The following is a 20,739-nucleotide window of genomic DNA, read 5'->3' on the forward strand; positions in this document are numbered from 1 at the left end:
TACCACTGCGTGCGTCGAAGTCTGCCTGGAGTCATCCGTCGTAGGTGAGAAAGGCGGCCCAGGCGATACCGTCCCCGCCCTGGCGCGGGTCGGGGTTTTGGGCGAGCACGGGTGCGCCGGATAGGTGCAAGTGTGCGGCAACGACGGAGAGCTCGGACATCACCATCGCTTGGTGGATGTCGCGCAGCGCCAGTTCCACTGGGTCTTCGCTGTCCCGGGGGTTTGTCCAGGGAGTATGGGCCGTGCGGGTGGTGCGCGGTGGGGTCACGGTGATCGCGTGTGGGGCGAGGATCAGGGTCTGTCCCGGCAGAGTGCCGATATCGTCCCGGTTCACGGGTCGGCCAGCCACGCAGGGGATGGCGCTGGCTCGGGGCTTGTCGCCGGTGGGACCAGAAGCACCGCCGTAGGTGAGCCACAGGACGACCTGCCCGTTGCCGTCGGGGCCGCCGTCCTCGTCGTGCGGCAGGTAGGGGTCGGGCCGGTGGGGCGGATACACCTGGTGTCCGCGGTAGGTGTACCACTCCCCCACTTCGTGCACCGCGAGCGTGGCCAGAGCGTAGTGGGCCTGGGCCACGGACAGTGCCAGCAGATGCTCGTCATCGGCTCCGGCCGCGCACGCGGCGATGAGCTGGCCGTCGGCCCAGTGGTCGAACCAGCGCAAGGCGATGGTCGCCCCATACGGGTCAAGGACGTCGGGAGCGGTGAAGTGCACGCGTGGGGTGAACGCGCTGGGGTGGTCGTCGGGGCCGGTCCAGCTCAGGCGGACTGCACGATGGTCGTAGGTGACATGCGCGAGGAGCCCGGCAAGGCGCGCGCCGTGCTCCTCTACAGCACGCTGACGGCAGGGCCGGCACAGGGACTCAGCGGTGGGACCCGAGCGGCCGCACGGGCAGTACACCGGTTCGCGGGCCATCGGCGGCACGTATGGGACCAGCGGAGGAAGAGCGTGCGCGCCGACGCGGCCGCGGGCGACGACGTCGCGGGACGTGGTCTGTGTCTCTGCTCGGGGTGGCATGCGCGTCATGTGCGAGGCCGCGCTTTCGTCAGTGGCACCGGCCCGGTGTTGAGCAGGCGCTCATCGACGGTGCCGTGCCCGCTCACCGGAAACGCCAGGGTGGTGAGGAAGGGTGCCAGCGCTTCGCGGGCGCACAAGGGGAGGTCGTCGAGGTTCGGTGTCTCGGCGGGTTCCACCGACAGGTGGATGCGGGCTTCCTGCGGCGTTTCGATCCCCGAAAGCGCGACATGGGCTGCCCGTCCTGGCCCCGCCGCGGTCAGGGCCTTGCGGGCTGAGGCGGGCAGCTTTACCGCGAGGAGGCAGTCCAGCACCCGGTCTCGCCCGAACGTCAGTTGGCCTCTCTCGGCAATCTGTTTCGCTAGAGTCCGGTTACGGATTTCCCGCTTGATACCCGTGGGCAGCTGTCCCTCCCCGCCGGGGTCGTGGGGCAGCTCGGTATCAGGGTCCATGCCTGGACTGTAGTGCGCTGCGGCAGCAGCCGTGCGGACAGGTCATGGGAACCGATGGCGCAGCATTGTGGCTCACAGCGGATGTCTCCCGACATGCACGTTGTTCCTGAGGCGGATCCCCTAGCTCAAGGCAAGTTGTCCCGCTGCCTGGATGACGCGCGGTTGGAGGGTGGCTGCGGTTTGCTGGCGGATGCGATGTTCGAGTGCGGTGAAGCGGCGTCGGGTGTGGGTGTTGGTCAGGGCTCGGTGTACGGCGGTGGCTTGTCCGGTGAGCACGACGCCGCGGCTGGCGCGCGTCACGGCGGTGTAGAGCAGGTTGCGTTGGAGGAGTTGGCCGGCGGAGGTGGTCATGGGGATGACGACGTAGGGGTATTCGCTGCCCTGGGATCGGTGGACGGTCAGGGCGTAGGCGTGGAGGAGTTCGTCGAGGTCGGCGAAGAGGTAGGGGATGGACTCGCCGTCGGTCAGGGTGACGGTGAGCTGGTGGATCTCGGGGTCGATGGCGGTGATGGTGCCGGTGGATCCGTTGAAGACGCCGTTCTTGCCGCGGTGGGGCTGGTTGCGGACCTGCAGGACGCGGTCGCCGAGGCGGAAGATGTGCCCCTCGTGGTAGTGCTGGGGCTTATCGGGCGCGGGTGGGTTGAGGCGGGCCTGCAGGCGGGCGTTGAGCGCGAGGGTGCCGGTGGCGTGGCGCCGGGCGGGGCAGAGGACTTGGATGTCGTCGGGTACGGCGTTGAAGTGGTGCGGGATGTGGGTGGTGACGAGTTCTACGACGTGTTCGGCGATGGTGTCGGGGTTTTCCAGGGGGTGACAGCCGAAGACTCCTGGTGCGGGGAGGGGCGGCAGGCCGCGCAGGATGCGGTGGGCGTTGTCGATGATGGCGGCGCTTTGGTCGTCCTGGCGGAAGATGTGGGTGAGGTGGGTGCGGGGGATGTCGGGGACGGCGAGGAGGTCGCGCAGGACGCGGCCGGGGCCGACGCTGGGGAGTTGGTCGGTGTCGCCGACCAGGAGCAGGTGGCATCCGGTGCGGATGGCCACGGTGAGGCGGGCGGCGAGTTGGACGTCGAGCATGGAGGCTTCGTCGATGACGATGAGGTCGGCGGCTTCCAGCCTCGTGGCCTCTTCAGACTGGTCGGTCGGAGCGGGCGGGGAGCTGATCAGGCGGTGGACGGTCGTGGCCGGGTGTCCGGTGGTCTCCTCCATGCGCTTGGCGGCTTTGCCGGTGGGGGCGGCCAGCGCGATGGTGAGGCCCGCTTGGTCGGCGAGGGTGACCAGGGTGCGCAGGGTGTGGGTTTTGCCGCAGCCGGGGCCTCCGGTCAGGACCGACACCGGTGTGGTGAGCGCAGTCAGGACGGCCTGCTGCTGCTCGTCGGTCAGGTCCTTGGGGGCGGCCTGGGCCAGGAGGCTAGTCCAGTCGGTGTGCTCGGCCAGGGTGGGCGGGGCGTGGTGGAGGCGCTGGATGTCCTGGGCCAGTCCGGTCTCGGCGCGGTGCATGAAGGTGAGGCTGACAGCTGTGACGGCGCGGTAGACGTCGGCGTCTTCGAGGACGGGTACGGGCAGGGATTCGATGACGGTCTCGCCGCGGGCGCGGAGGGTATCCAGGGCCTGGCGCAGGACCGGGTCTTCGAGGATGTCCGTCATGGTGGGATCGTCGTCGGTGAGGAGGTGGCGGGTGCGGGCGAGGAGGGTACGTTCGGGCAGGTGGCAGTCGCCTCGGGCGCGGGCTGCGTTAAGGGTGTGGAGGAGGGCGGCTTGGAGGCGTTGGTCGCTTTGTTTGGGGATGCCGACGGCCAGGGCGATGCGGTCGGCGGTTTCGAATCCGATGCCGTGGATGTCGCGGGACAGCTGGTAGGGCGTGTTGCGGACGGCGTCCATGGGGTTGCGGTCGTCGTCGGTGTAGGTCTGGTAGACCTTGATGGCCAGGTGGGCGGAGAGGCCCAGGCCCTGGAGGAAGACCATGATCTCGGCGATGGCCTTCTGGGTGTGCCAGGCCTGGGTGATGCGTTCCAGGCGGGTGGGGCCGATGCCGTGGACGTCCAGCAGGCGCTGGGGCTCGGTGTCGATGATGTGGAGGGTGCGGTCGCCGAAGCGGTCGACGATCGCTGTGGCTAGTGTTTCGCCGATGCCGTGGATCAGTCCGGAGGCCAGGTAGAGACGCATCGCGCGCCGGGTCGCCGGCCAGGTGCGCTCGCAGACCTCGGCTTTGAACTGGCGTCCGTAGCGGGGGTGGCGGGTCCAGGTGCCGGTCAGGCGAAGGCTCTCCCCTGGCTGCGTGCCGAACAGGGCTTTCCCGACCGCGGTGACCGTTTGCGGGTCGGGTGTGTCGTCGGCGACGGTCAAGCGGAGCACGGTGTGGTGGTCGTAGGTGACATGGACAAGGTGGTCGACGACTCCGTCGATCCGGTCACCGGCCGCGGGCGGTGCGGTGGGTAGCGCGGTCACAGAAGGCTTCTTCCTTTCTCGAGGTGTGTCGGCGCGGCGTCGGAGGGTGGTCGGGGTCAGGAGGACGTCGGTGCGGGACACGATTGAACGTGGGTACGAGCCGAGTTGGCGCCGGGGAGGGCGGGGGGAACGGCGGTGGGCTCGATCTGGTCGGGTCTGGGTGCGGGAGGGGGCGGGCAGGTGTAGTGGCTGAGGTGCAGCCACAGGCCTTTGTCGGGGTCGGCGGTGGGCACGAGCCAGACGGGGACACCGAGAGTGAGGGCACGGCGGCTCATGTCGTTGGTGCTACCGGGGTGGGCGGGGTGGAAGTTCTCGTGGAATGCGATGACCAGGCGGGGGCCTTCGTCGTGGAGTATCCGCTGGTTGCGTTCGGCTTCGCTCCAGCAGCGGGTGCGGGTGCGACGGCCGGGGGCTGGGGCGAGGGGGTGGCAGCGGTGGCGCCAGGCGGGCAGATCGTGGAGGGTGCACCAGTGGTGGGCGGCGCTCGCGGCGCCGGTGCCAGCGCCTTCGATGACCACGAGGTCGTTGCCGTGACGGCCCGCCGCGCGGTCCAGGAGGGTGGTGATGGTGTCGGGCCAGGGCCAACGGCGGCTGCCGCAGATCAGCACGCGGGAGTGGGAATCCGTCATCCGCGGCCTTGGCGGGCGGGGTGTGGTGGGGCGGGCAGGTGGTGCTGGATGTGCTGGTGGTGGGTGCGGGGGTTGAAGGGTTCCCAGGTGGTGCGGGCGATGTCGGCGGCGTCCGGGGTGGTGGCGTGGGCGGTGCAGCGCTGGGCGCGCCAGCGCAGTTGTTCGCTGTAGGGCAGGTGGGTCAGGTCGTAGAGGGCCAGCCACAGTTCGTTGAGCGGGAGGTGGCCGGGGTCGTGGTCGGGGTGGAGGGGGGCGAGGATCCAGATGCCGGGGAGGGCATCGGGGTCGAGGACGGGGCGTGGGCAGCGGTTGCGTGCGCGGGTTTGGGCTACGCAGGGGATCTGTTCGAGGGGGCCGGGGGCGAGGTAGCGCAGGCAGAGGAATTGCACGACCGGCCGGGCGTCGGGGGCTGCCGTGTCCGGTGTTGGCGGGTCAGCGCACGAGGGTGGGAGTGGTGTGAAGTGGCCGGTGTCTTGCAGGCGGCGTGAGGTGAGGGCCAGGCTGCGCCGCAGGGCGTCCATGGTGCTGCTGCTGGTGGGTTCGGCTGGGGTGGCGGGGCATAGGGCGCGGTGGCGTACGCGGCACCAGGGTGAGCCGTCGCCGGATGGGTGGGCGATACCGGTGTCGACGTGCCAGCGCTGGTGTGGGGGTACGGCGGTGGCTGGGAGTTCGTGGGGGTGGAGGGGGATGGGGTTGTGGCCAGCTGTTCGGTCGTACCACTCGATGTGGTTGCCGCAGTCGGAGCATTGGCTTTGCTGGGCGGTACGCAGGAGGCGGGTGGGGCTGTCCGGGGCTACGCGCAGGAAGCGTGGGGGGCGGCGGTGTTTGTAGCTGCCGTCCCAGGCTCGGTCGCCAGCAGAGGTGTTGGTGGCGTGCATGGGCGGCAACCTGGCAGGCGACACGCCGTATTAAGCGCAGCGCTGCCGCCGATGTCCCCCGCCTGGCCGCAACATAGCCGCAACACACCGCACCCACGTTCCTGTTACGGCCTGTCGTTCGGAGGGGCGCCGCTGGTTCGGGTGGTCGTGCCGGCCGGGCCCAGCGGGCCTGAGGCGGGACCGTGTTTCGAACGACCGGGTCAGGTCGCCGGCGGGGCGGGTGGTTCGTGCCCCGTGCAGAGGGTGCCCAGGAGGTGGTCGACGGGGGCACCGAGAGCGTGGGCGAGGGCGTGCCAGGTGGCAAGGGTGCCGACGGTGCGGCCCTGTTCGATCTCGATGAGGGTGCGGCGGGACAGGCCGGTGCGGGCGGCGAGTTCGTCGTAGGTCCATCCGCGTGCGGCCCGCAGCCGGGAGAGCTCGAGGCGGAGCTCGTGAAGGTTGGGGTCGGGCGGGAAGATCGTCACCGGTCCATCGCACGGCGCACAACCCTGCCCCGTCAGTGTAGAGGTCTGCCCTATTTCGGCGAGTGCCCGCCGAATACTCAGGACAGACGTCTTCACTAGCGTGTGCGGCCGCCAGCCCGCCCACTCCATCCCGGAAACGGGGTGCGGAGCAGAGCCGGCGACACGAAGCACGCACGGAGGATGACGGCGAATGGGATCCGGCACGACCACGCGCCCGGGGCGGCGCACCTGGACAGTGGAGATCCGCACCCACTCCTGGGGGCGGGACCTGCTGTGCGGCCACTGCGGCCCGGTTCCCGTCAGCACCGGGCCTCCGGGTATCCACGCTCGCGCGGTGACACACCTGGCCCAGCACGCACGCGACGAAGCTCTCGCACACCACTTGCGGACCTGCCAGTGCAGCGAATACGCCTGCCGCTGGCATCCCCGGCACCGAGGCTGCGACGGCCCCCTGGTCCTGCTCCTCACCCGCAACGACAGCGGAGGCCTGTGGCGACTGGCCGACACCTGCCGCGCTTGCGCGGCCTCCACCGTACATGGGGCCGTCATCAGCGAATCCCTTCACCGCTCCCCCGCCCCCTCTCACCCTCCGCACCGGCTGTCGTCCGCAGACTCCACAACCCCCGCGCCCCGCCAGGAGTCCAGCGCTCCCTTCGTCCCGGAAAGTTCCCTGTACGAACAAGGCCCTGACGAAGTGCTCTGCTGGACCGATCCCTCGGCTTACGGTTGAGGCTGATGACGGCTCAGCGCCGGGTACGCCCGCGAAGCAACCATCGCTGGCAGCGTTCCACTTTCTTCGGACTCCCCCTCCACCCCTCGCATCATGTGCGGAGAGGAAGTCGCCCTGAGGTCCGCCGGTCGCCGGTCGCCGGTCGCCGCCGAGTGGACCCTCTCTTGAGCATCACTGGAGCTTCGGCAGTCAGCCCTCATCTGCGGCTTCCGGGATTTGGCAGGTCCGGCTGCGGTGCCGGTGGCATGCTGATGGTGGCAGCAAGGTGCAACTTCTGTACGCAGAGGGCCGTTTGGGGCGAGTCGTAAACCCCCTGGTCCCACCGCTCGAGGTCGGCGCCCGAGGCCAGAATCATTGCATCTGCACGTGCACCCTGTGGTCCGTACGAGTGAATCCACCGCTAATACGTCAGTTAGCACAATGGTGGCATCGCCGTAAACCGCGGTCTCCGATTGGCTCACATGGTGCACGTTGACCATCAGCCTGATCACTTAAGACCGATTCATGAACCGGTGCTTTCGATGTGATACACGATTCCGACAGAAAGCCGATTCGGGTGGTTTGCGCATCGCGTCAACGAGGCGTTTGCATGAGCGCAGGGGTTGTGTGACCGGCTGTACGTTTACGTCTTGTGCGGGAAACACCTACCTGCATGATGCAGTCTCAGGGCGGAATGCCGCCGCCCTGAGACCCGTCCGCTCGAACACTGGAATGGGTAATGCTCGACCGTATTTTCCGAGGAGCCGTTCAGCCAGCCTCGGCGCGTAGTGAACGTAGCAGGCCATCACTATCGTCTTGGCAAAGCCATGTGCTCGTTGCCTGGCAGGTCACGCTGCGGCTGCGCGCCGCATTGCTGGTGGTCATCCTGCTCTGGATGACCACGACCGGGTCCGGCCTCTCGTCCGCATGGGCGCTCCCTCTGGGGGCCTTGGCGGCTGCCCCAGGTTATTCAAGCGTCCGCTACCTGCGGATTCACCTCCTGTGAACGCCGGGTGCCTGTTCCGTAAGGCCGGAGAGCTGGCCGGAGCAGGCACCCGCCCGCGCTGACGGCTGTATGCGCGGTTTCGTTGGGGATTTTCTGCTCCGGGTCGGTGGACAGGTGTCCCGGTAGAGGGAGAAATGACATGGGTACTTCGGCTGCCTACACGCGCTGTGCGCTGTGCGGACGCCGTTTCCGGCAGCGGACGGGACCGGGCCGGAAGAAGGACTACTGCGACACGTCCTGCCGTCGGCGGGCACAGCGGCTGCGCGACGGTGAGGCCATGGTGGCCTCACCGTCGGTGTCCTCTGGGTGGGGGCGGCAGGTGGCGGATGACGGTCTGGTTCTGGCCGCCCGGCTGGCCGAAGCCGAGCGGGAGAGGGTGCCGCTGAGTGAACTCCTGGCGCATGCGGACCGGTTGTCGGTCAACGTGGCCTGCTACGTGGCAGCGGCGGTGCAGGATGCACGCGCGCAAGGATTTGGGTGGGCAGCGGTGGCCGAGGCCGCGGGGGTCAGCGTTGAGACCGCGAGGGTGAGGTGGAGCGAGCAGAAGGTCAAGCGTCTGCTCGCCCGCCGCGATCAGCGCTGGCCTACGCCGCTGAAGCACGCGCAGCCGCCGCGGGGAGTTCGGGGAACTGCCGGGCAGCGGCCCCCCGCCCCGGACAGCGTCGGAGGAGCACGGCGTCAGCTGGCGGCTGCGCTCTTGAGCCTGCAGCGCAGGAGTTCGGTGACGCTCCAGGAGGCAGCCCAGCAGGCCGAGTTGTCTCCGTCCTATGTGTCGCGGGTCCTTGCTGGCTCCCGGCTGCCGGCCTGGCCCGTGGTGCACATGCTAGCCACGATCTTCGGCGGCAACGCCAGCGACCTGAAGTTCCTGTGGGAGCGAGCCCATGGAGGCTGTCCCCCGACACGCCAGTCGGTGTCCGGGGCAGCAACGCGGCTGCTGTGGGCGCTGCGCGGGCTGTATCTGGCGGCAGGCATGCCCGAACTGGCCTCTCTGGCCGACGAGGGTGACCAGGCGCTGACCGCGGAGACGCTCCAAGAGGTGCTCGAGGGTGAGCTGGTTCCTGACTGGCGGACCGTCGAGGAATTGGTGATGCGGATGGGCGGTGACCCGGCGTCCATCAGGCCGCTGTGGGAGGACCTGCACTACGCGTTTCTCGCCTCCTTTCGGGATGTCTTCCCCGAGGGGGGACTGCCCCGCTCGGGTCTGCCCGGGACGGAGTCGGACACCGGGGCTGGCGGGGCGGCCTCGTAAGACACGGTCGGTGGAACCAGTTGGGCGTTGTTGCGCCGGAGGGAGGGGCTGGTATGGATCAGCCGGGAGGGACCGCGGACGCCCTGGTCCAGGGGTACGCCGGATTCCGCCAGCTGTATCGGGACCGCTATCTTCGCTACGCCCATCTCCGCGTGGGTGACGCAGCAGCTGGCGCGGTGGGTACCGCCTTCGGGCATCTGGCGCGCCAGTGGCCCATCGTTCTGAGCAGCGGGACGCGTCCTGCAGCCTACTCCTGGTGGCTGCTGGGCCGGTGCGTTGCTGCCATCGAGAGCGGGGCGGGCTCCGTGGAGGCTATAGGCAGGCTCTACGGTGTGCTGCCGACCGAGCAGGCTGACGCGGTGCTGTTGCACTACCGGCTGGGTATGACGCTGACCGAGGCCGCTGATTGCATGGGGATCGATCCGTCCGCTCTGGCGGCACATCTGCTCATGGCCGAGCGCCGTATCCCGCAGCGTCTATCCGGCATCCTGCGATCGCCGGGCGCAGGGGGTGCAGGCTGATGAGGAATTAATGAGCACAGGGCAGCAATTACTCACCTCCTTGTCCAGTTCGCGTCAGCCTTTGGGGGGTCCTTCTTTCGGGGAGGGGGTCGTGGACGGCTGTCCTCCCTAGCATGGCCTCCTGCAACCGAAGTGCCTCCGCGCTGGGGAGGCAAAGGGGGTCGAATGGATCACGGGGAGAATCCCATTGCTCACTCTATTGACATCAGCACCCCGAGTATCGCCCGTATGTACGACTGGTTCCTGGGGGGTACGGACAATTTTCCGTCCGACCGCAAGGCGTGCCGGGCTCTGTTAGATTTCGCGCCCAGCACGCGCGTGCTGGTGCGGAACAACAGGTTGTTCCTGCAGCGTGTGGTGCGTGTCCTGGCTCAGGACTACGGGGTGCGGCAGTTCCTGGATTACGGCTCGGGACTGCCGGTGCGCGACAACGTCCACCAGGTTGCCCAGGGTGTTGATGCCAGTTCACGGGTCGTCTACATCGACGATGATCCGATCGTCTTTGCGCATGGCCGGACCCTGCTGGATGAGAACGACGAGACGGCCATCATGCGGGCCAAGATGACGGACATCGACGGCACGCTCGACCACCTCGAGGCAACCAGTCTGATCAATCTCGATGCTCCTGTGGCCGCTCTGTTCGTCTCGGGCCTGCACCGCATCCCTGACCCCCCTGGGCCCGAGAGCGTGATCCAACGGGTTGCCAGCCGGCTGGCCACGGGGAGCTTCCTGGTGTTCTGCCAGCTCGTCAGCGACAACCCGGCCCTTCGACAGGCGGCGACCGAGTTCATGCTGCAGACCACGGGCCACACCTGGGGCCGGGTGAGGGACAAGAGCGAGGTGCACGCCTGGATCAGCGGCATGCAGCTGCTCGCTCCCGGCCTGGTCGAGGTCTCCGCCTGGCGGCCGGACTCCGACCTCACACCGCGGCAGCGAACCTTCGAGTGGGAAGAGTACGGCGGAGTCATCTGTATCCCCTGACCCCGGGGCGGCGGCGACGTCAGAGCCGCCGCCGAGAAGGGTGCCTCGCGTAATCCTTTATCGCTTCCCTGAGAAGCTGCATCGTCTCCGTCCGCGACGCGGCCGCCCCCCACAGTTCGGAGAGCACATAGCGGTAGCTTTCCACGCCGCTCTTGTTGCTGATGTACATGGCTCCGGCAGCCTGTTCGAGGTAGATCAGCTCCGCCGGGCCGCCCGGTGCGAATTTCAGGTACGTCACCGGGGTGCTGGGGGCGATCCTTGCGCCCTTCATGAACTGCACCACCCGGATCGTGATCCCACTGCGCTCCGCGGCGCGCAGCAGGTATTCCAGCTGTTCGACCATGACATCCGCGCTGCCCACCGGGCGACGCAGGATGGCCTCATCCAGCAGGGCTACCAGCTGGGGCCGGCCGGGAGCGTACAGCAGCTTCTGACGGGCCATGCGCATCTCCACGCGCCGTCTGATCTCGGTTTCACTCGCGTGCGGAAGGCCGGAGGAGACGATCGCCTTCGCGTAGCTGGAAGTCTGCAGCAGTCCGGGCACGACGTGGACTTCATAGGTGCGGATCTCAACGGCGGAGTCTTCCAGCCCGATCAGCCGCTTGAGCCAGCCAGGTGTCACATCGGCGTACTCGTCGTACCACGCTTTGGCCGTGGCCTGTCTCAGCAGTTCCCGGACCGCCTCGACCTGCCGGGGATCGCACACGCCGTAGTGGTCGACGAGGTCCAGGACATCCCGCTCCCTGGGCGGATTCTCTCCCCGCTCCATGCGGCTGATCTTGGAAACGGACGCCCGGATCACCGGCGCCGCATCCTTGATCGTCAATCCCTGTTCCCTGCGCAGCCGTCGCAGATACGCACCCAGCACCTTGCCCGCGGCGACCGGTTTCTCCCCCTCGCGCGGCAACGGCAGAGCCTTCGCGGTCAACGATTGATCCCGGTGATCGGCGGACATGCAGAACTCCTGCTCCTGATGCGCTGGCGGCGCCCATCACTATCTCAAGAGGACGCCCGCATGTCCGCCGTAACCTTCCTTGTTCTATTCCCTGACTCAGGCGGTCATGTGGTCGAAGTCGCCGCTCTTCGCACCCGCTACGAACGCCGCGATCTCGGCCTGCGTGTAGACCAGCGCGGGTCCCTCAGGATGCCGTGAGTTACGCATCGCGACTTCCCCGTCAGGTAATTTCGCCAGCTCCACACACGCACCCTGAGCGTTACTAGAGCCACTCTTGACCCATTGCGCGCCGGTGATCGCGCTGGCCGGGGTGCCATTGACGAAGCGCTCCATCGTGACCTCTTTCGCCGTGCCGTTCGAATACCTGCCTGCCGGGCACGCACCGCCGAGGCCGAGGCGAGCCGGTATCAGCAATACGTTCGAGCATGCATGAGAACTCACATGCAATTGCACGGAGGGCGGGATGCTGGGAATACTAGCCTCACCAGGCCCTTCAAAAAGTCCCCCGGAAGAGTGTTCCCGCTTGCACCCTCAGGCCAGGACGATCCAACACCGAAGAGGAAAAGGTGGCTCCTCGCAGCAACGTTCAGCACACCCCGCAGCCCCGTCCCGCTCCCTTCGACTGGGGGCTGGCCATGGGGCTGGGAGTGCCCCACTTCTCAGCCCGCCGCTTCCGCGCGAACTCCGACAGCCTGGCCCGGATCCGGCGCTTCACCCACCGCACCCTGACCCTGTGGGGACGGCACTCCTGCACCGACGAGGCCCTGATCGTGGTCGGCGAACTCGTCGCCAACGCCGTACGCCACGCACTCGGAACGCACTCAGACCGCCACGGATGGCTGGGACTGATGAACACCGCCAGCACGGTCATCTGCGCAGTACAGGACCCCAGCCCCAACAGACCCTCCCCCCGCGCGGCTGCTACCCATGACACCCGCGGCCGCGGACTCCTCATCATCGACGAACTCGCCCACGACTGGGGATACTCACTCCACGACAGTGCTGGCAAGACGGTATGGGCCGTTGTGCCCACCACCGCCCGGTTCACCACCTGGACGGGAACGAGCTGAGGTTCAACGACATCCTGACAGGGGGCACTCGCACAGCATTACTGAACTGTCCGCGCATGAGGGATCCGCACTCGTCGGACCCAGCACCGGCGCCTCGGCCTTCTACCGATGGAGGATCTGAGCCGCGAAACCTTCCAATGCCATCCTCGAAAGCCCGACGAACCGCGTGCCTTCCCCGGGCCAAGAGGTCATCCCCTGCTCCGCCGTCGACCGCCCCCCTGGGTTCGCCGACTACGACACGAGTCGGAGAACAAGGAAGAGCACCAGGACGGCTCCCAGGGCCGTTGCGGCGATCTGCCAGGTTCTGCGTTGGGAGGGCAGAACAAGTACTCGAGGCGAAGTGACGGTGGGGAAGACGTAGTAGACCCGCGATGGGTGCTGGAGCACCTCGACGCGGGCCAGCCGCAAGTAGGTGAAGGTGGCCTGCCGGGCGATCTCGCCTTCGCGTGGCTCAAGGTGGGGCTGCACGAGATTCCGAAACGCCTCGGTCAGATCCGCGGGGAGCGTGTCCTTGTGCGTCAGGCGCGCCCGATACCAGTCACCACCCTCACGTGCGCCTTCCCAGGCCAGGTAGGGCACTCCTGCCTTAGGGTGCTTGATTTTCTCAGTCAGGGGCTTGCGGCTGATCGTGCCCTGGATCCATGTGACGGTTCGCCCGGTGCCTTTGCACCTTTGGTGAGGCACAGTTCCGGCTCGGTCGCAGTCGGGGCAGTCTCGTACGCCGTGCCCGTCGCATGTCGGGCAGGAGACGCGGCCCCGGCCGTGGCAGGTGGGGCATGCAGCATTCGGTGCTCCGCACTGGCGACAGGTGGCGCGTTCGTCCGCCGGCTGTTGGCCGTCGGGGTTGTTACGGTTCTTGGTCCCGGTGCCATCACAGCGCAGACAGGAGTCGATGCCCCGGCAGACGGTGCAAGCCGTGAACGGATCGCACGGTAGGTCTCCTCGGCCTTGGCAGCGCGGGCAGGCAGTCTTTCCGTTGCTGCAGTCGCAGGACCGCTCGGTTACCGACCCACGCTGCACGAGTGTCACCGTCTGCGTCGCGGTGAGGTCCTTCGGCAGGGCGACGTGATGGCGGGCGAGGCTGTCGTACTCCGGTCGGCTTGACAGGTCGATGGGGCCGTAGTGTTTTCGTTTCTCTTGCGTGCGGGTCTCGATGGACCGCACGATCTCGCCCTCCAGGAGGGAATGCCAGGTGATCTTCGCTGTGTCCGGCAGTCCCAGCTTCGAGGCTTCACCGCGCTCTTCGATACGTCGCCGTACCGCTTCCAGGACATTCTTATCGTCAAGCACGCAGCTCTCCCCTGCTGTCGGGCTCCGGCCTCCCCATCTTTCCCACGACGGCGAACACCGCGGGCGGAACCCATACCGGGACAGTAGCGAACCCCCGGTCGCCCCGAGGGGCAATCGCCACCCGTTCTGACCAGCGCCCAGGAACGGGCTTGCGATCCTCTGTCCGGGCCTGTGAAGAAGCACGCGTTACGCCCATCGTTGGCGGCCGAGCCCCGGACCCGCGGGTGCGGCTGCAGTATGGCGATCGCACTGGCATCACCATGTCGTGTTCTCAATGCCGAGGACGTCGTAGAGGTGCTGGCCGTGGGCCCACTTCTTCAGTTCCGGGCGGCCCATGAGGATGAGCTGGTGGTGCTGGGCGAAGTCGACTGCCGGCTGGGTGAAGCTGTTGAGCGCGATCATGATGGGGAGGTCGGCTCCGTGGCGCAGGCGGGCTGTCCCGTTGAACTTCTGTACGTGCTCTGATCCGACTGGGTTCTGGTATTGCTTGCACTGCAGTATCAGGAGACGGCCCTCGTCATCACGAGCGGTGACATCCACGCCGAGGTCCCCGGCACCACCGATCCGCACGATGCGGCTGCCGCGCGGGCGGCGGCCCAGCTCGGGGAACGAGCACGCCCCACCACCGTCGCCCACTCGTCAGCCTGGAACCCCCGGACCAACCCGAGTGGGGAGTTCTGTGAAGCCAACCTGGGGCGCTTATGTGAAACGCCTCCCTTACCCTCACCGAGGACTGGCACCAGCAAATCACTGGAAGCTTCAGGTCATCTCATTTGGAGAGTCAGCGACAGAAGATGAGAGGACCTGTGAGAGGGGCGACATGTCCATCCGCTGGGTGAAGAAGCCCCGCCCGGTCTTCCGTCCGCGACAGCGCTGACGAGGTCTCTCTGCGTTCCCGAGGCTGGCAGCTCTCCTAGTCAACGATCCTGGTGGGGGAACCAGTTGCGGGCGCGGGCGACGTCGCAGAGGTAGGAGGCATCGGTGTGCAGGGCCGAGCGTTCAGCTGCTCCGACGGCGGCCAGGACCCACTCGATGGGGTAGTCAAACGGAGCGTCAATAATGGCGGCGACGGCATCAGGGGCATGGTTGAGGGCGCCGCTGAGTACGATGAGAGGCCCTCCGTGGAGCCCGTCCGTGTGAGGGCCGTAGGCTTTCAGCCCCTCCAACAGGCGCGGTGAGGGAGTCTGTGACATGCGCTCGCTCAGGGCACGCCTCGCGGGCCAGGCAGCGCTGCCGTAGCGGGCCATGTCCATCAGCGTCGACTCGTCCAAGGCGCTGAGCCGGTCGCTGCGGATGTGATGAGTGAGGAGGTTGAGGGTGGCCAGGCTCCGGTCGGCAGCGGTGTCCAGGACGGCTTCCGGCAACGGCCGTGCGGTAGACATGGCGCCCAGGCGGCTAGAGCTCATGCGCAGTGCCGATAGCGTCAGGTCCGGGAGCTGGCTGATGGCGTCGTCCACGTGTTCAAGGTGTTCGAGGAGTGCGTCGTGGGTGGCGGTGCTGAGTAGTGCCAGCACCCATACCGCGCGCGAGAGCGGGTCGGGGTAGGTGGTGAAAGTGTGCGTCCACCAGTTGGAGTTCGCGCGGTTGCGACGGGTCTCTTGCAGCAGGCGTCCGTAGTCGGGGTGAGGGCCGAAGCATTCGGAGTCCCGGCTCAGGTCTCCTCCGGTAAGGAAGGCATTGGGGTCGGCGGCGGCTCCGATGACGGCGATCTCGGCCGCCAGCCAGCATGGTCCAAACAGTTCGCTGACGGCGCGGGCGGTGTTGCCCCAGAGTGATGTCGTGCCGACCTGACCCGCGGTGTTCTTCGCCTTCTGCTGCAGTAGGGCGAGGCGAGGATCTCTTTCGCGAAGGCGGCGGAATGCGCTGGGCCGATTGTGCTGGGGGCTCCACATCTTTAGCCGACCCTCGGTGTCCGGCTGTTCCGCAGCCTTGCCTATGTAGTACTCCGGGCGAAGCACGCGGAGTATGTCTCCCACGTATCCGGGGCAGGGGTGGGTGATGTCGCTGGCGTGGCCGTCGAGGACAGCGCGAAGCAGGGTGCGTTCTTCAGGAGAGTCGGGCTGCGCCACAGCACCGGCGGCAAGGGCCGCCGCTGCGGTGGCAGGAGTGGACAGGGCGAGACGGGCCACGATCGTGGCGCCTGCCCGTTGGAGGCTCTGGGCAGGTGCAGCGATGTCCAGCCAGGTGTGTTCGCTGTCGGTGTCGGCTGCCGTCAGCATGTGTGGCTGCCACCATGCGTCGAACTGGGCGGGGTCGTCCAGACTCGCTGCGAGTCGGATGCGTTCAGCGGTCGCCCGTGAGGCGGGTTCCTTAGCGACGAGCGCTCTCAGTCCGGCTGCCAGGTGGTGTCCGCCACGGTCTGCGGCGAGCTCGGGGAGCTCGTGGGTGTTGACGATGCTGTGGTGGATGAGGCGGACGCTCAAATCGTCGAGGAAGAGTTCCGCAGCCCGATTCTGCGAGCGCGTGCGTCCGATGAACACGCCGTCAGCCAGGAGGTTCCAAGCGGCGATGCGGACCTGGTTGGGGTGCAAGCGGGCGTCGCGTTCCTCCTCCAGCTCCTCGACCATGCCGCCGAGTTCGTTGGGGTTGGCGAATCCGGCATAGAAGCGCAGGGTGTTGAGCCAGTACCCGCGCCGGACCATGTTGCGCAGAACGTCGCCGGCATCGAAGCCCCGCTGGTCGGCGCCCGCGTACTCGTAGAGGTAGCGGGCTGCGAAGTACTCGCGCAGCGGCTGCACGTCGAACTCGAAGGTTCCCTGCACCTTGCTGGTGAGGGCCCAGACCCGGTCGGTGACGGCGGTGAACAAGTCGGTGAACATCGACTGGTCCTTCTCGACGTCGAACAGGTAGTTCATGATGGCTCTGAGCAGCTCGCGGGTGGGCATCTGGCCGTTGCGGTTCTCCGCCTCGGCGCGTGCCTGCAGGTGCCATCCCAAGAACGCCGTGACTTCCTCCAGGTCAGCCCGGTGTTCGTGGACTGTCGGCGTCTTTTCTGCCTCCCTGTCCAGGAAGGTTTCCATGTAGGAGGTGTAGAGCGCGGTGCGGTTGGTGGGCACGGAGTTGGCGCGTCGTTGCATCAAAAACAGCAGGATCGTCAGCTGCATGGGGTTGTCGGCCAGTTGGGCGATGTGCGGCTCGGCTGAGCGCTGCTTGAACGTAAGTTCCAGCTCCACCAGGCCGGGGCCTGATATGCCCCGGGCGCGGGCCCATTTGTGCAGGTAGGTGGTGCGCAGTTCGGGGCTGAGGCGGGTGAGTGTGATGGTTTCGAACAGGGTCTCGGACGGTTCGGCCAGCTCTGCCGCGTTGGGCCGGGTGGTGACGATCAGCTGGGCGTTGAGGGCGGTGCGCAGCCGGGCGGTGAAGCTGTCGATCTCGCTGACGACGCGTTTGCGGGTGGCGGGGCTGGCGACTTCGTCGAGTCCGTCAAGGACCAGCAGGACGGGCAGTCGGGCAAGCAGGTCGTGCACCGTCGTGGCGTCGGCGGGCAGGCCTCCGCCGTGGGCGGTGAGGAACGCGGCCAGGAAGTGTTCGAGCTGTCCGTCGCGGCGCAGGCGCTTCTTGGCCGTTGTCATCTCGTCGGCGAAAGGGTCCTGGCCTGCCAGCCAGGCCGCGTAGTCGTGCAGGTCGATACGCAGTGCGATACGGGGGTCGGCCGGTTGCTCCTGCGCGGCCGGGTCGGCAGCGGGCTCTTCGGCTTCGTTGAGGTAGGCCTCGCGGTGGCGCTGGCACAGGTACTGGCTCAGGGTGGACTTGCCTTGGCCGGGTTCGCCGCGCACCAGGGTGTACGGGCGGTCGGCTCGCAGTAGGTAGTGTGCGGCACCGGCCAGTTCGGCGGGGCCCTGGCCGAACTCCAGCGGCATGGGCAGGGAGCGCCGCAGGTTGCTCGGCTCGGAGACACGGGAGGCTCCGACGTCGATGAACAGGTCGTCGAGGTTGTGGGTGGTCAGTTCGACCTGCTTGAACTTGACCTTGGAGTCTTCTTCCCACTGCGTGGCGATCACGTTCATCAGCAGGGCCCGCAGTCCCTGGTCCTGGGCCGCTGCCTGGGCGCCGTGGATGAAGTAGCGCACCAGGTCGTGGCCGGCCAGCATGTCGGAGTAGGCCCACTTCAGCTCGGTGGGCGCGGCGTCGACGCGCGCGTCGACGTCGGAGCGCCACCACACCTGCACGGGTATGTTGAAGTCACGCTGGAGCCGAGCGAGTTCGGCGTCCAGACGGTCCATACTGCCCCGGCCCGGGACGGCTGTGCCGGCGACGGAGGTGATGAGCACGTACCGGGTCGCGCCGCCGCTCACCAGCCGGCGGATGTTGTCCGCTTCGCCCCGCACCGCTGCGCTGAGCCAGGACACCGGGTTCTGGATCGACTTGCTGGTCCATTTCACTTGATAGACGACGGTTTCGGTGCCGTCGGTACGGGTCATGTCCCGGCCGCCGTCGGAGTGCCCGACCGGGTAGCAGCGGGCGTCGGGGTGAAGGTGGGCGAGGAGGGCTGCGCACAGACGCTGGAAGTTTTTTTCCGTCAACCGCTCGTAGAGGTAGTTGGCCTGTGCCGCGCTGAAGTCCGTCACGCTGCTCCCCCTGCTCGAATTTCCCGTGCCCGTACCGAAATGACAAGCCTAGACGGCGCCTGTGACACCGCCCAGGCCCTACGACCCTGCGAAGCGCTCAGGCGGGCCGCAGCACAAAGCCTCCTGGTGCACCCGCGGGTGTGGAACCCCCCTTCTCCGGTATCGAGATCCCGCCGGGCCTCTGCAGGCGGGTCAGGAGCTGCGGTCACACTGCAAGGGAGTCAGCGGTTTTCCTGCGGTGCGTGAAGAGGCGGGCGTCGGGGGGCCCTTGCGCTCTGTGGCCCCTGGTACCGGCTGGTCAAGTACCTCAATTTGCTGGGGTGTTCACCCATGAGTGCGGCGGCTTCCTTGATGGGGTGGCCGAGGACGCAGTGGAGGAGGACAGCATCGTATTGGCGTGGGCAGACGGCTGTGAGAACGGGGCGGCTGACAATACGGATGCGGGTCGTGAACCAGGACCAAGCGCAGGATGTCGGATTGAGGCGGCTGACGATGTAGGGCCAGTGGGTGGCGAGGTAGCCGAATGCCTCCCGGACCGCTCGCGTCGCTGTCGACTCCGGCAGGTGCGCCTGGGCGTACTCAAGGTAGCGCTCGTAGTGCAGGTGGTGGAATGCCTGAAAGGCGGGAGGCAAAGTCACAGCCGGCGGTTGCGCGCCACTGGGGTCGCGGTGAGTCCCAGGACACGGTCTGCGCGGGGGTGTGGCGGCGTTGGCGCTATCGGCAGGCATGGTTCCCCCTTGAACAGACAGACGAAGGCGTGGCGGATCACAGGGTTTCGGACGCCGACCCGACGCTCGCCGACGCTGTGGACTCGGTTGGCTGGACGGCCAGTGCGGCGTGACGTGCGGCTTTCCACAGTGGGCGGACGGTCTCGGGCCGGCCTCGCAGGGCACCGACGAAATGGCGGACAACTTGCCAATCCGGTACTTGCTGGCCGTGGAGGAGCATGGTGATCTCGTCTACGGTCAGGGCGTTGTGGCTGAGTCGCCGGATCGTGTCGGGTTCCGGGCACGAAGCGGCTAGGTGCAGCCCCCGCAAGGCAGGGTGGAAGGTGTCGGCCTGGACAATAGGGTGGCCGCGGGCGGCATCCCACAGTGGTTTTAATTCGGCAGGGTCTGCACGACAGGAGAGCGCGATCTGCTGGGTGATCTTCCAGGACGGGCAACGGCCCCCGGACAGAATGCGGGAGACGTAGGAGGCAGATACTCCGGATTCCCCGGCCAGTGCGCGCAGGGTTTTATCGCTGGTGCGTTGCAGATGTGTCAGCGCGCGGGCGAGGGTGTCGGCGGGCTTGGCCTCCTCGGCCGGAGTGCTCGCTTCATTGGAGACTGGTGAGGTGGGTGCGGGTGTCGGTGGGAAGCTGCGTCCGGAGGGGAAGCGCGGTGCCGTTGCTTGGGACGGTGCCGGCGGCGGCGTAGTGCGGCTGGGCAGCGGAAGCGCGGTTTCACTGTTGCGGGCTTTGTACCGGTTCTCGATGCGGCGTGTGACAGAAGGGGTCGACATGCCACGGGAGAGCTTGTAAGGGCTGATGCTCATCGCCTCCGCGATACAAGCGGATTTCATGCCCTGGTGCCGGGCCTGCTGGACGAGGGCGTCCTTGAGGTCACCGAAGTTCTTCTCCGCTTGGACCACCTGGCGCAGCGCCGTCAGTGGGTCGCACGTGCGTGCGGCACCCAGACAGACCGCGACCTGTCGGGCAACCTCATCGGCGACCTCCCTGGTGTAGGCAGCCTGGTCGCGGCTCACCTGAGCGCTTCGTACGTCCCGGTTCTTGCGGTAAGCCTTGCCGCATGCCTCGCTGCAGTACTGGCGAGGGCGGCCGGACTTCTTCACCTGGGTAACCGTGTTCGGACAACTGGGGTTGAAGCAGCGGATGGAGAGCGGATCCTTCGGGGGCATGGTGTGTAGTCCCTTTCGGGGATGAGTGACCGTGGACTTTGACCTCAGAAACTTGGCGGTTTGCCAACGAGGAGGGCGGAATCCCCTTCACCGTGCGCTGACACCAGTGGAGTGGGGTCCCGCCCTTCCGGTCCGGCTTGTGGAGGCCAGATGTGCGTCTGACTTCCACAGGCCGTCGGCGTCAGGTGACGCGAAGGTGCCGGTGACGGAAGTACGAACGCCGCAAGGCGGCCGTCAGGGTCACCATGGCAGCCAGTGCCACGTCCTTGGCCTCTGGGCGGCAGACCAGCACAATGCCCAGCACGGGAGCGGCGATGAACGCTCCCATCTGCATGTTGACCGTTCTGTCATGCACCTCGTTGGTTTCAACCAGGCGCAACTGAGGGATGTTACGGTCGACTCGCTCCGCACGGGCCATTCGCGGCAGTCGGCGGAGCAGGAAACGGTCGGGAGGCATAGCTCTCCTTGATCGAAAGTACAGAAGCGAGTGAGCCCCGGCTACGGCATGCCAACCAGGTCCGGGGCTCCCTCGTGTTCTGGGACGCTACATGGTCACGCGGACAGCGCACCAACATTACGGTCCGTTAATCGAGCCACTCGCCGTTCCCGCCCTA

General features: G+C 67.2%; 17 protein-coding genes and 1 pseudogene. 4 read left to right on the plus strand and 14 right to left on the minus strand.

Translation table 11 applies throughout. The features are described 5' to 3' along the window. Nucleotides 1-31 precede the first annotated feature (31 nt). The 7 genes and pseudogenes from J8403_RS00210 to J8403_RS00235 form a co-directional block, all read right to left on the minus strand. Nucleotides 32-913 (minus strand): hypothetical protein, encoded by an 882-nt coding sequence (locus tag J8403_RS00210; protein WP_211121260.1) that lies wholly within the window; start codon nucleotides 911-913, stop codon nucleotides 32-34. A gap of 107 nt (nucleotides 914-1,020) precedes the next feature. After that, nucleotides 1,021-1,464, minus strand: a complete 444-nt coding sequence (locus tag J8403_RS00215; RefSeq protein WP_211121261.1) for a hypothetical protein — start codon at nucleotides 1,462-1,464, stop codon at nucleotides 1,021-1,023. Between the two features lie 120 nt (nucleotides 1,465-1,584). Beyond that, nucleotides 1,585-3,906, minus strand: coding sequence for an SF1B family DNA helicase RecD2 (gene recD2 / locus J8403_RS00220; protein WP_211121262.1), 2,322 nt, complete (start codon nucleotides 3,904-3,906; stop codon nucleotides 1,585-1,587). Nucleotides 3,907-3,962: 56 nt separating this feature from the next. Then, on the minus strand, nucleotides 3,963-4,535 hold the full coding sequence (locus J8403_RS00225; protein WP_211121263.1) for a hypothetical protein: 573 nt from the start codon (nucleotides 4,533-4,535) through the stop codon (nucleotides 3,963-3,965). Further along, nucleotides 4,532-4,924: a hypothetical protein gene (locus tag J8403_RS43280; RefSeq protein WP_237510433.1), complete on the minus strand. Its 393-nt coding sequence runs from the start codon at nucleotides 4,922-4,924 to the stop codon at nucleotides 4,532-4,534. The genes J8403_RS00225 and J8403_RS43280 overlap by 4 nt, the downstream gene beginning before the upstream one ends. Before the next feature lie 93 nt (nucleotides 4,925-5,017). Then, nucleotides 5,018-5,413, minus strand: a pseudogene (locus J8403_RS43285) (DUF6083 domain-containing protein); the annotation flags it as partial. A 200-nt stretch (nucleotides 5,414-5,613) separates the two neighbouring features. Continuing rightward, nucleotides 5,614-5,877, minus strand: a complete 264-nt coding sequence (locus tag J8403_RS00235) for a helix-turn-helix transcriptional regulator (protein WP_211121265.1) — start codon at nucleotides 5,875-5,877, stop codon at nucleotides 5,614-5,616. A 1,854-nt stretch (nucleotides 5,878-7,731) separates the two neighbouring features. On the opposite strand from J8403_RS00235, the gene J8403_RS00240 reads away from it, so the two are divergent. From J8403_RS00240 to J8403_RS00250, 3 genes are all read left to right on the plus strand, one after another. Further along, nucleotides 7,732-8,841 carry a helix-turn-helix domain-containing protein gene (locus tag J8403_RS00240; RefSeq protein WP_211121266.1) on the plus strand — a complete coding sequence of 370 codons (1,110 nt, stop codon included), beginning with the start codon at nucleotides 7,732-7,734 and terminating at the stop codon, nucleotides 8,839-8,841. Between the two features lie 53 nt (nucleotides 8,842-8,894). Further along, a complete protein-coding gene (locus J8403_RS00245; protein ID WP_211121267.1) occupies nucleotides 8,895-9,362 on the plus strand; it encodes a sigma factor-like helix-turn-helix DNA-binding protein in 468 nt (155 codons plus the stop codon). 165 nt (nucleotides 9,363-9,527) lie between these two features. Next, nucleotides 9,528-10,343 carry an SAM-dependent methyltransferase gene (locus J8403_RS00250; RefSeq protein ID WP_211121268.1) on the plus strand — a complete coding sequence of 272 codons (816 nt, stop codon included), beginning with the start codon at nucleotides 9,528-9,530 and terminating at the stop codon, nucleotides 10,341-10,343. 19 nt (nucleotides 10,344-10,362) lie between these two features. On the opposite strand, the gene J8403_RS00255 is transcribed toward J8403_RS00250, so the two are convergent. After that, nucleotides 10,363-11,298, minus strand: a complete 936-nt coding sequence (locus J8403_RS00255; protein ID WP_211121269.1) for a helix-turn-helix domain-containing protein — start codon at nucleotides 11,296-11,298, stop codon at nucleotides 10,363-10,365. A gap of 96 nt (nucleotides 11,299-11,394) precedes the next feature. Continuing rightward, the gene (locus tag J8403_RS00260) at nucleotides 11,395-11,631 is read right to left on the minus strand and encodes a DUF397 domain-containing protein (RefSeq protein ID WP_211121270.1); all 237 of its coding nucleotides are present in this window, start codon (nucleotides 11,629-11,631) and stop codon (nucleotides 11,395-11,397) included. A gap of 233 nt (nucleotides 11,632-11,864) precedes the next feature. On the opposite strand from J8403_RS00260, the gene J8403_RS00265 reads away from it, so the two are divergent. Then, on the plus strand, nucleotides 11,865-12,368 hold the full coding sequence (locus J8403_RS00265; RefSeq protein ID WP_211121271.1) for an ATP-binding protein: 504 nt from the start codon (nucleotides 11,865-11,867) through the stop codon (nucleotides 12,366-12,368). Between the two features lie 231 nt (nucleotides 12,369-12,599). On the opposite strand, the gene J8403_RS43290 is transcribed toward J8403_RS00265, so the two are convergent. From J8403_RS43290 to J8403_RS00290, 5 genes are all read right to left on the minus strand, one after another. Next, nucleotides 12,600-13,658 carry a hypothetical protein gene (locus J8403_RS43290; protein WP_237510405.1) on the minus strand — a complete coding sequence of 353 codons (1,059 nt, stop codon included), beginning with the start codon at nucleotides 13,656-13,658 and terminating at the stop codon, nucleotides 12,600-12,602. A gap of 255 nt (nucleotides 13,659-13,913) precedes the next feature. After that, nucleotides 13,914-14,294, minus strand: coding sequence for a restriction endonuclease (locus J8403_RS00275; RefSeq protein ID WP_237510404.1), 381 nt, complete (start codon nucleotides 14,292-14,294; stop codon nucleotides 13,914-13,916). 281 nt (nucleotides 14,295-14,575) lie between these two features. Next, complete coding sequence (locus J8403_RS00280) at nucleotides 14,576-18,226, minus strand: NACHT domain-containing protein (protein WP_211121272.1); 3,651 nt, start codon at nucleotides 18,224-18,226, stop codon at nucleotides 14,576-14,578. Between the two features lie 765 nt (nucleotides 18,227-18,991). Then, nucleotides 18,992-20,125, minus strand: coding sequence for a helix-turn-helix domain-containing protein (locus J8403_RS00285; RefSeq protein ID WP_211121273.1), 1,134 nt, complete (start codon nucleotides 20,123-20,125; stop codon nucleotides 18,992-18,994). 181 nt (nucleotides 20,126-20,306) lie between these two features. Continuing rightward, nucleotides 20,307-20,582, minus strand: a complete 276-nt coding sequence (locus J8403_RS00290) for a hypothetical protein (RefSeq protein WP_211121274.1) — start codon at nucleotides 20,580-20,582, stop codon at nucleotides 20,307-20,309. Nucleotides 20,583-20,739: the final 157 nt, after the last annotated feature.

The organism is Streptomyces yatensis (genome assembly GCF_018069625.1).
In the GTDB taxonomy this organism is placed as follows: domain Bacteria; phylum Actinomycetota; class Actinomycetes; order Streptomycetales; family Streptomycetaceae; genus Streptomyces; species Streptomyces yatensis.

Bases quoted from the DNA above. Each gene is read 5' to 3' on its own strand.
- J8403_RS00210 (WP_211121260.1), bottom strand. From the start codon at position 913: ATGGCCCGCGAACCGGTGTACTGCCCGTGCGGCCGCTCGGGTCCCACC.
- J8403_RS00215 (WP_211121261.1), bottom strand. From the start codon at position 1,464: ATGGACCCTGATACCGAGCTGCCCCACGACCCCGGCGGGGAGGGACAG.
- J8403_RS00225 (WP_211121263.1), bottom strand. From the start codon at position 4,535: ATGACGGATTCCCACTCCCGCGTGCTGATCTGCGGCAGCCGCCGTTGG.
- J8403_RS00240 (WP_211121266.1), top strand. From the start codon at position 7,732: ATGGGTACTTCGGCTGCCTACACGCGCTGTGCGCTGTGCGGACGCCGT.
- J8403_RS00245 (WP_211121267.1), top strand. From the start codon at position 8,895: ATGGATCAGCCGGGAGGGACCGCGGACGCCCTGGTCCAGGGGTACGCC.
- J8403_RS00250 (WP_211121268.1), top strand. From the start codon at position 9,528: ATGGATCACGGGGAGAATCCCATTGCTCACTCTATTGACATCAGCACC.
- J8403_RS00255 (WP_211121269.1), bottom strand. From the start codon at position 11,298: ATGTCCGCCGATCACCGGGATCAATCGTTGACCGCGAAGGCTCTGCCG.
- J8403_RS00260 (WP_211121270.1), bottom strand. From the start codon at position 11,631: ATGGAGCGCTTCGTCAATGGCACCCCGGCCAGCGCGATCACCGGCGCG.
- J8403_RS00285 (WP_211121273.1), bottom strand. From the start codon at position 20,125: ATGCCCCCGAAGGATCCGCTCTCCATCCGCTGCTTCAACCCCAGTTGT.
- J8403_RS00290 (WP_211121274.1), bottom strand. From the start codon at position 20,582: ATGCCTCCCGACCGTTTCCTGCTCCGCCGACTGCCGCGAATGGCCCGT.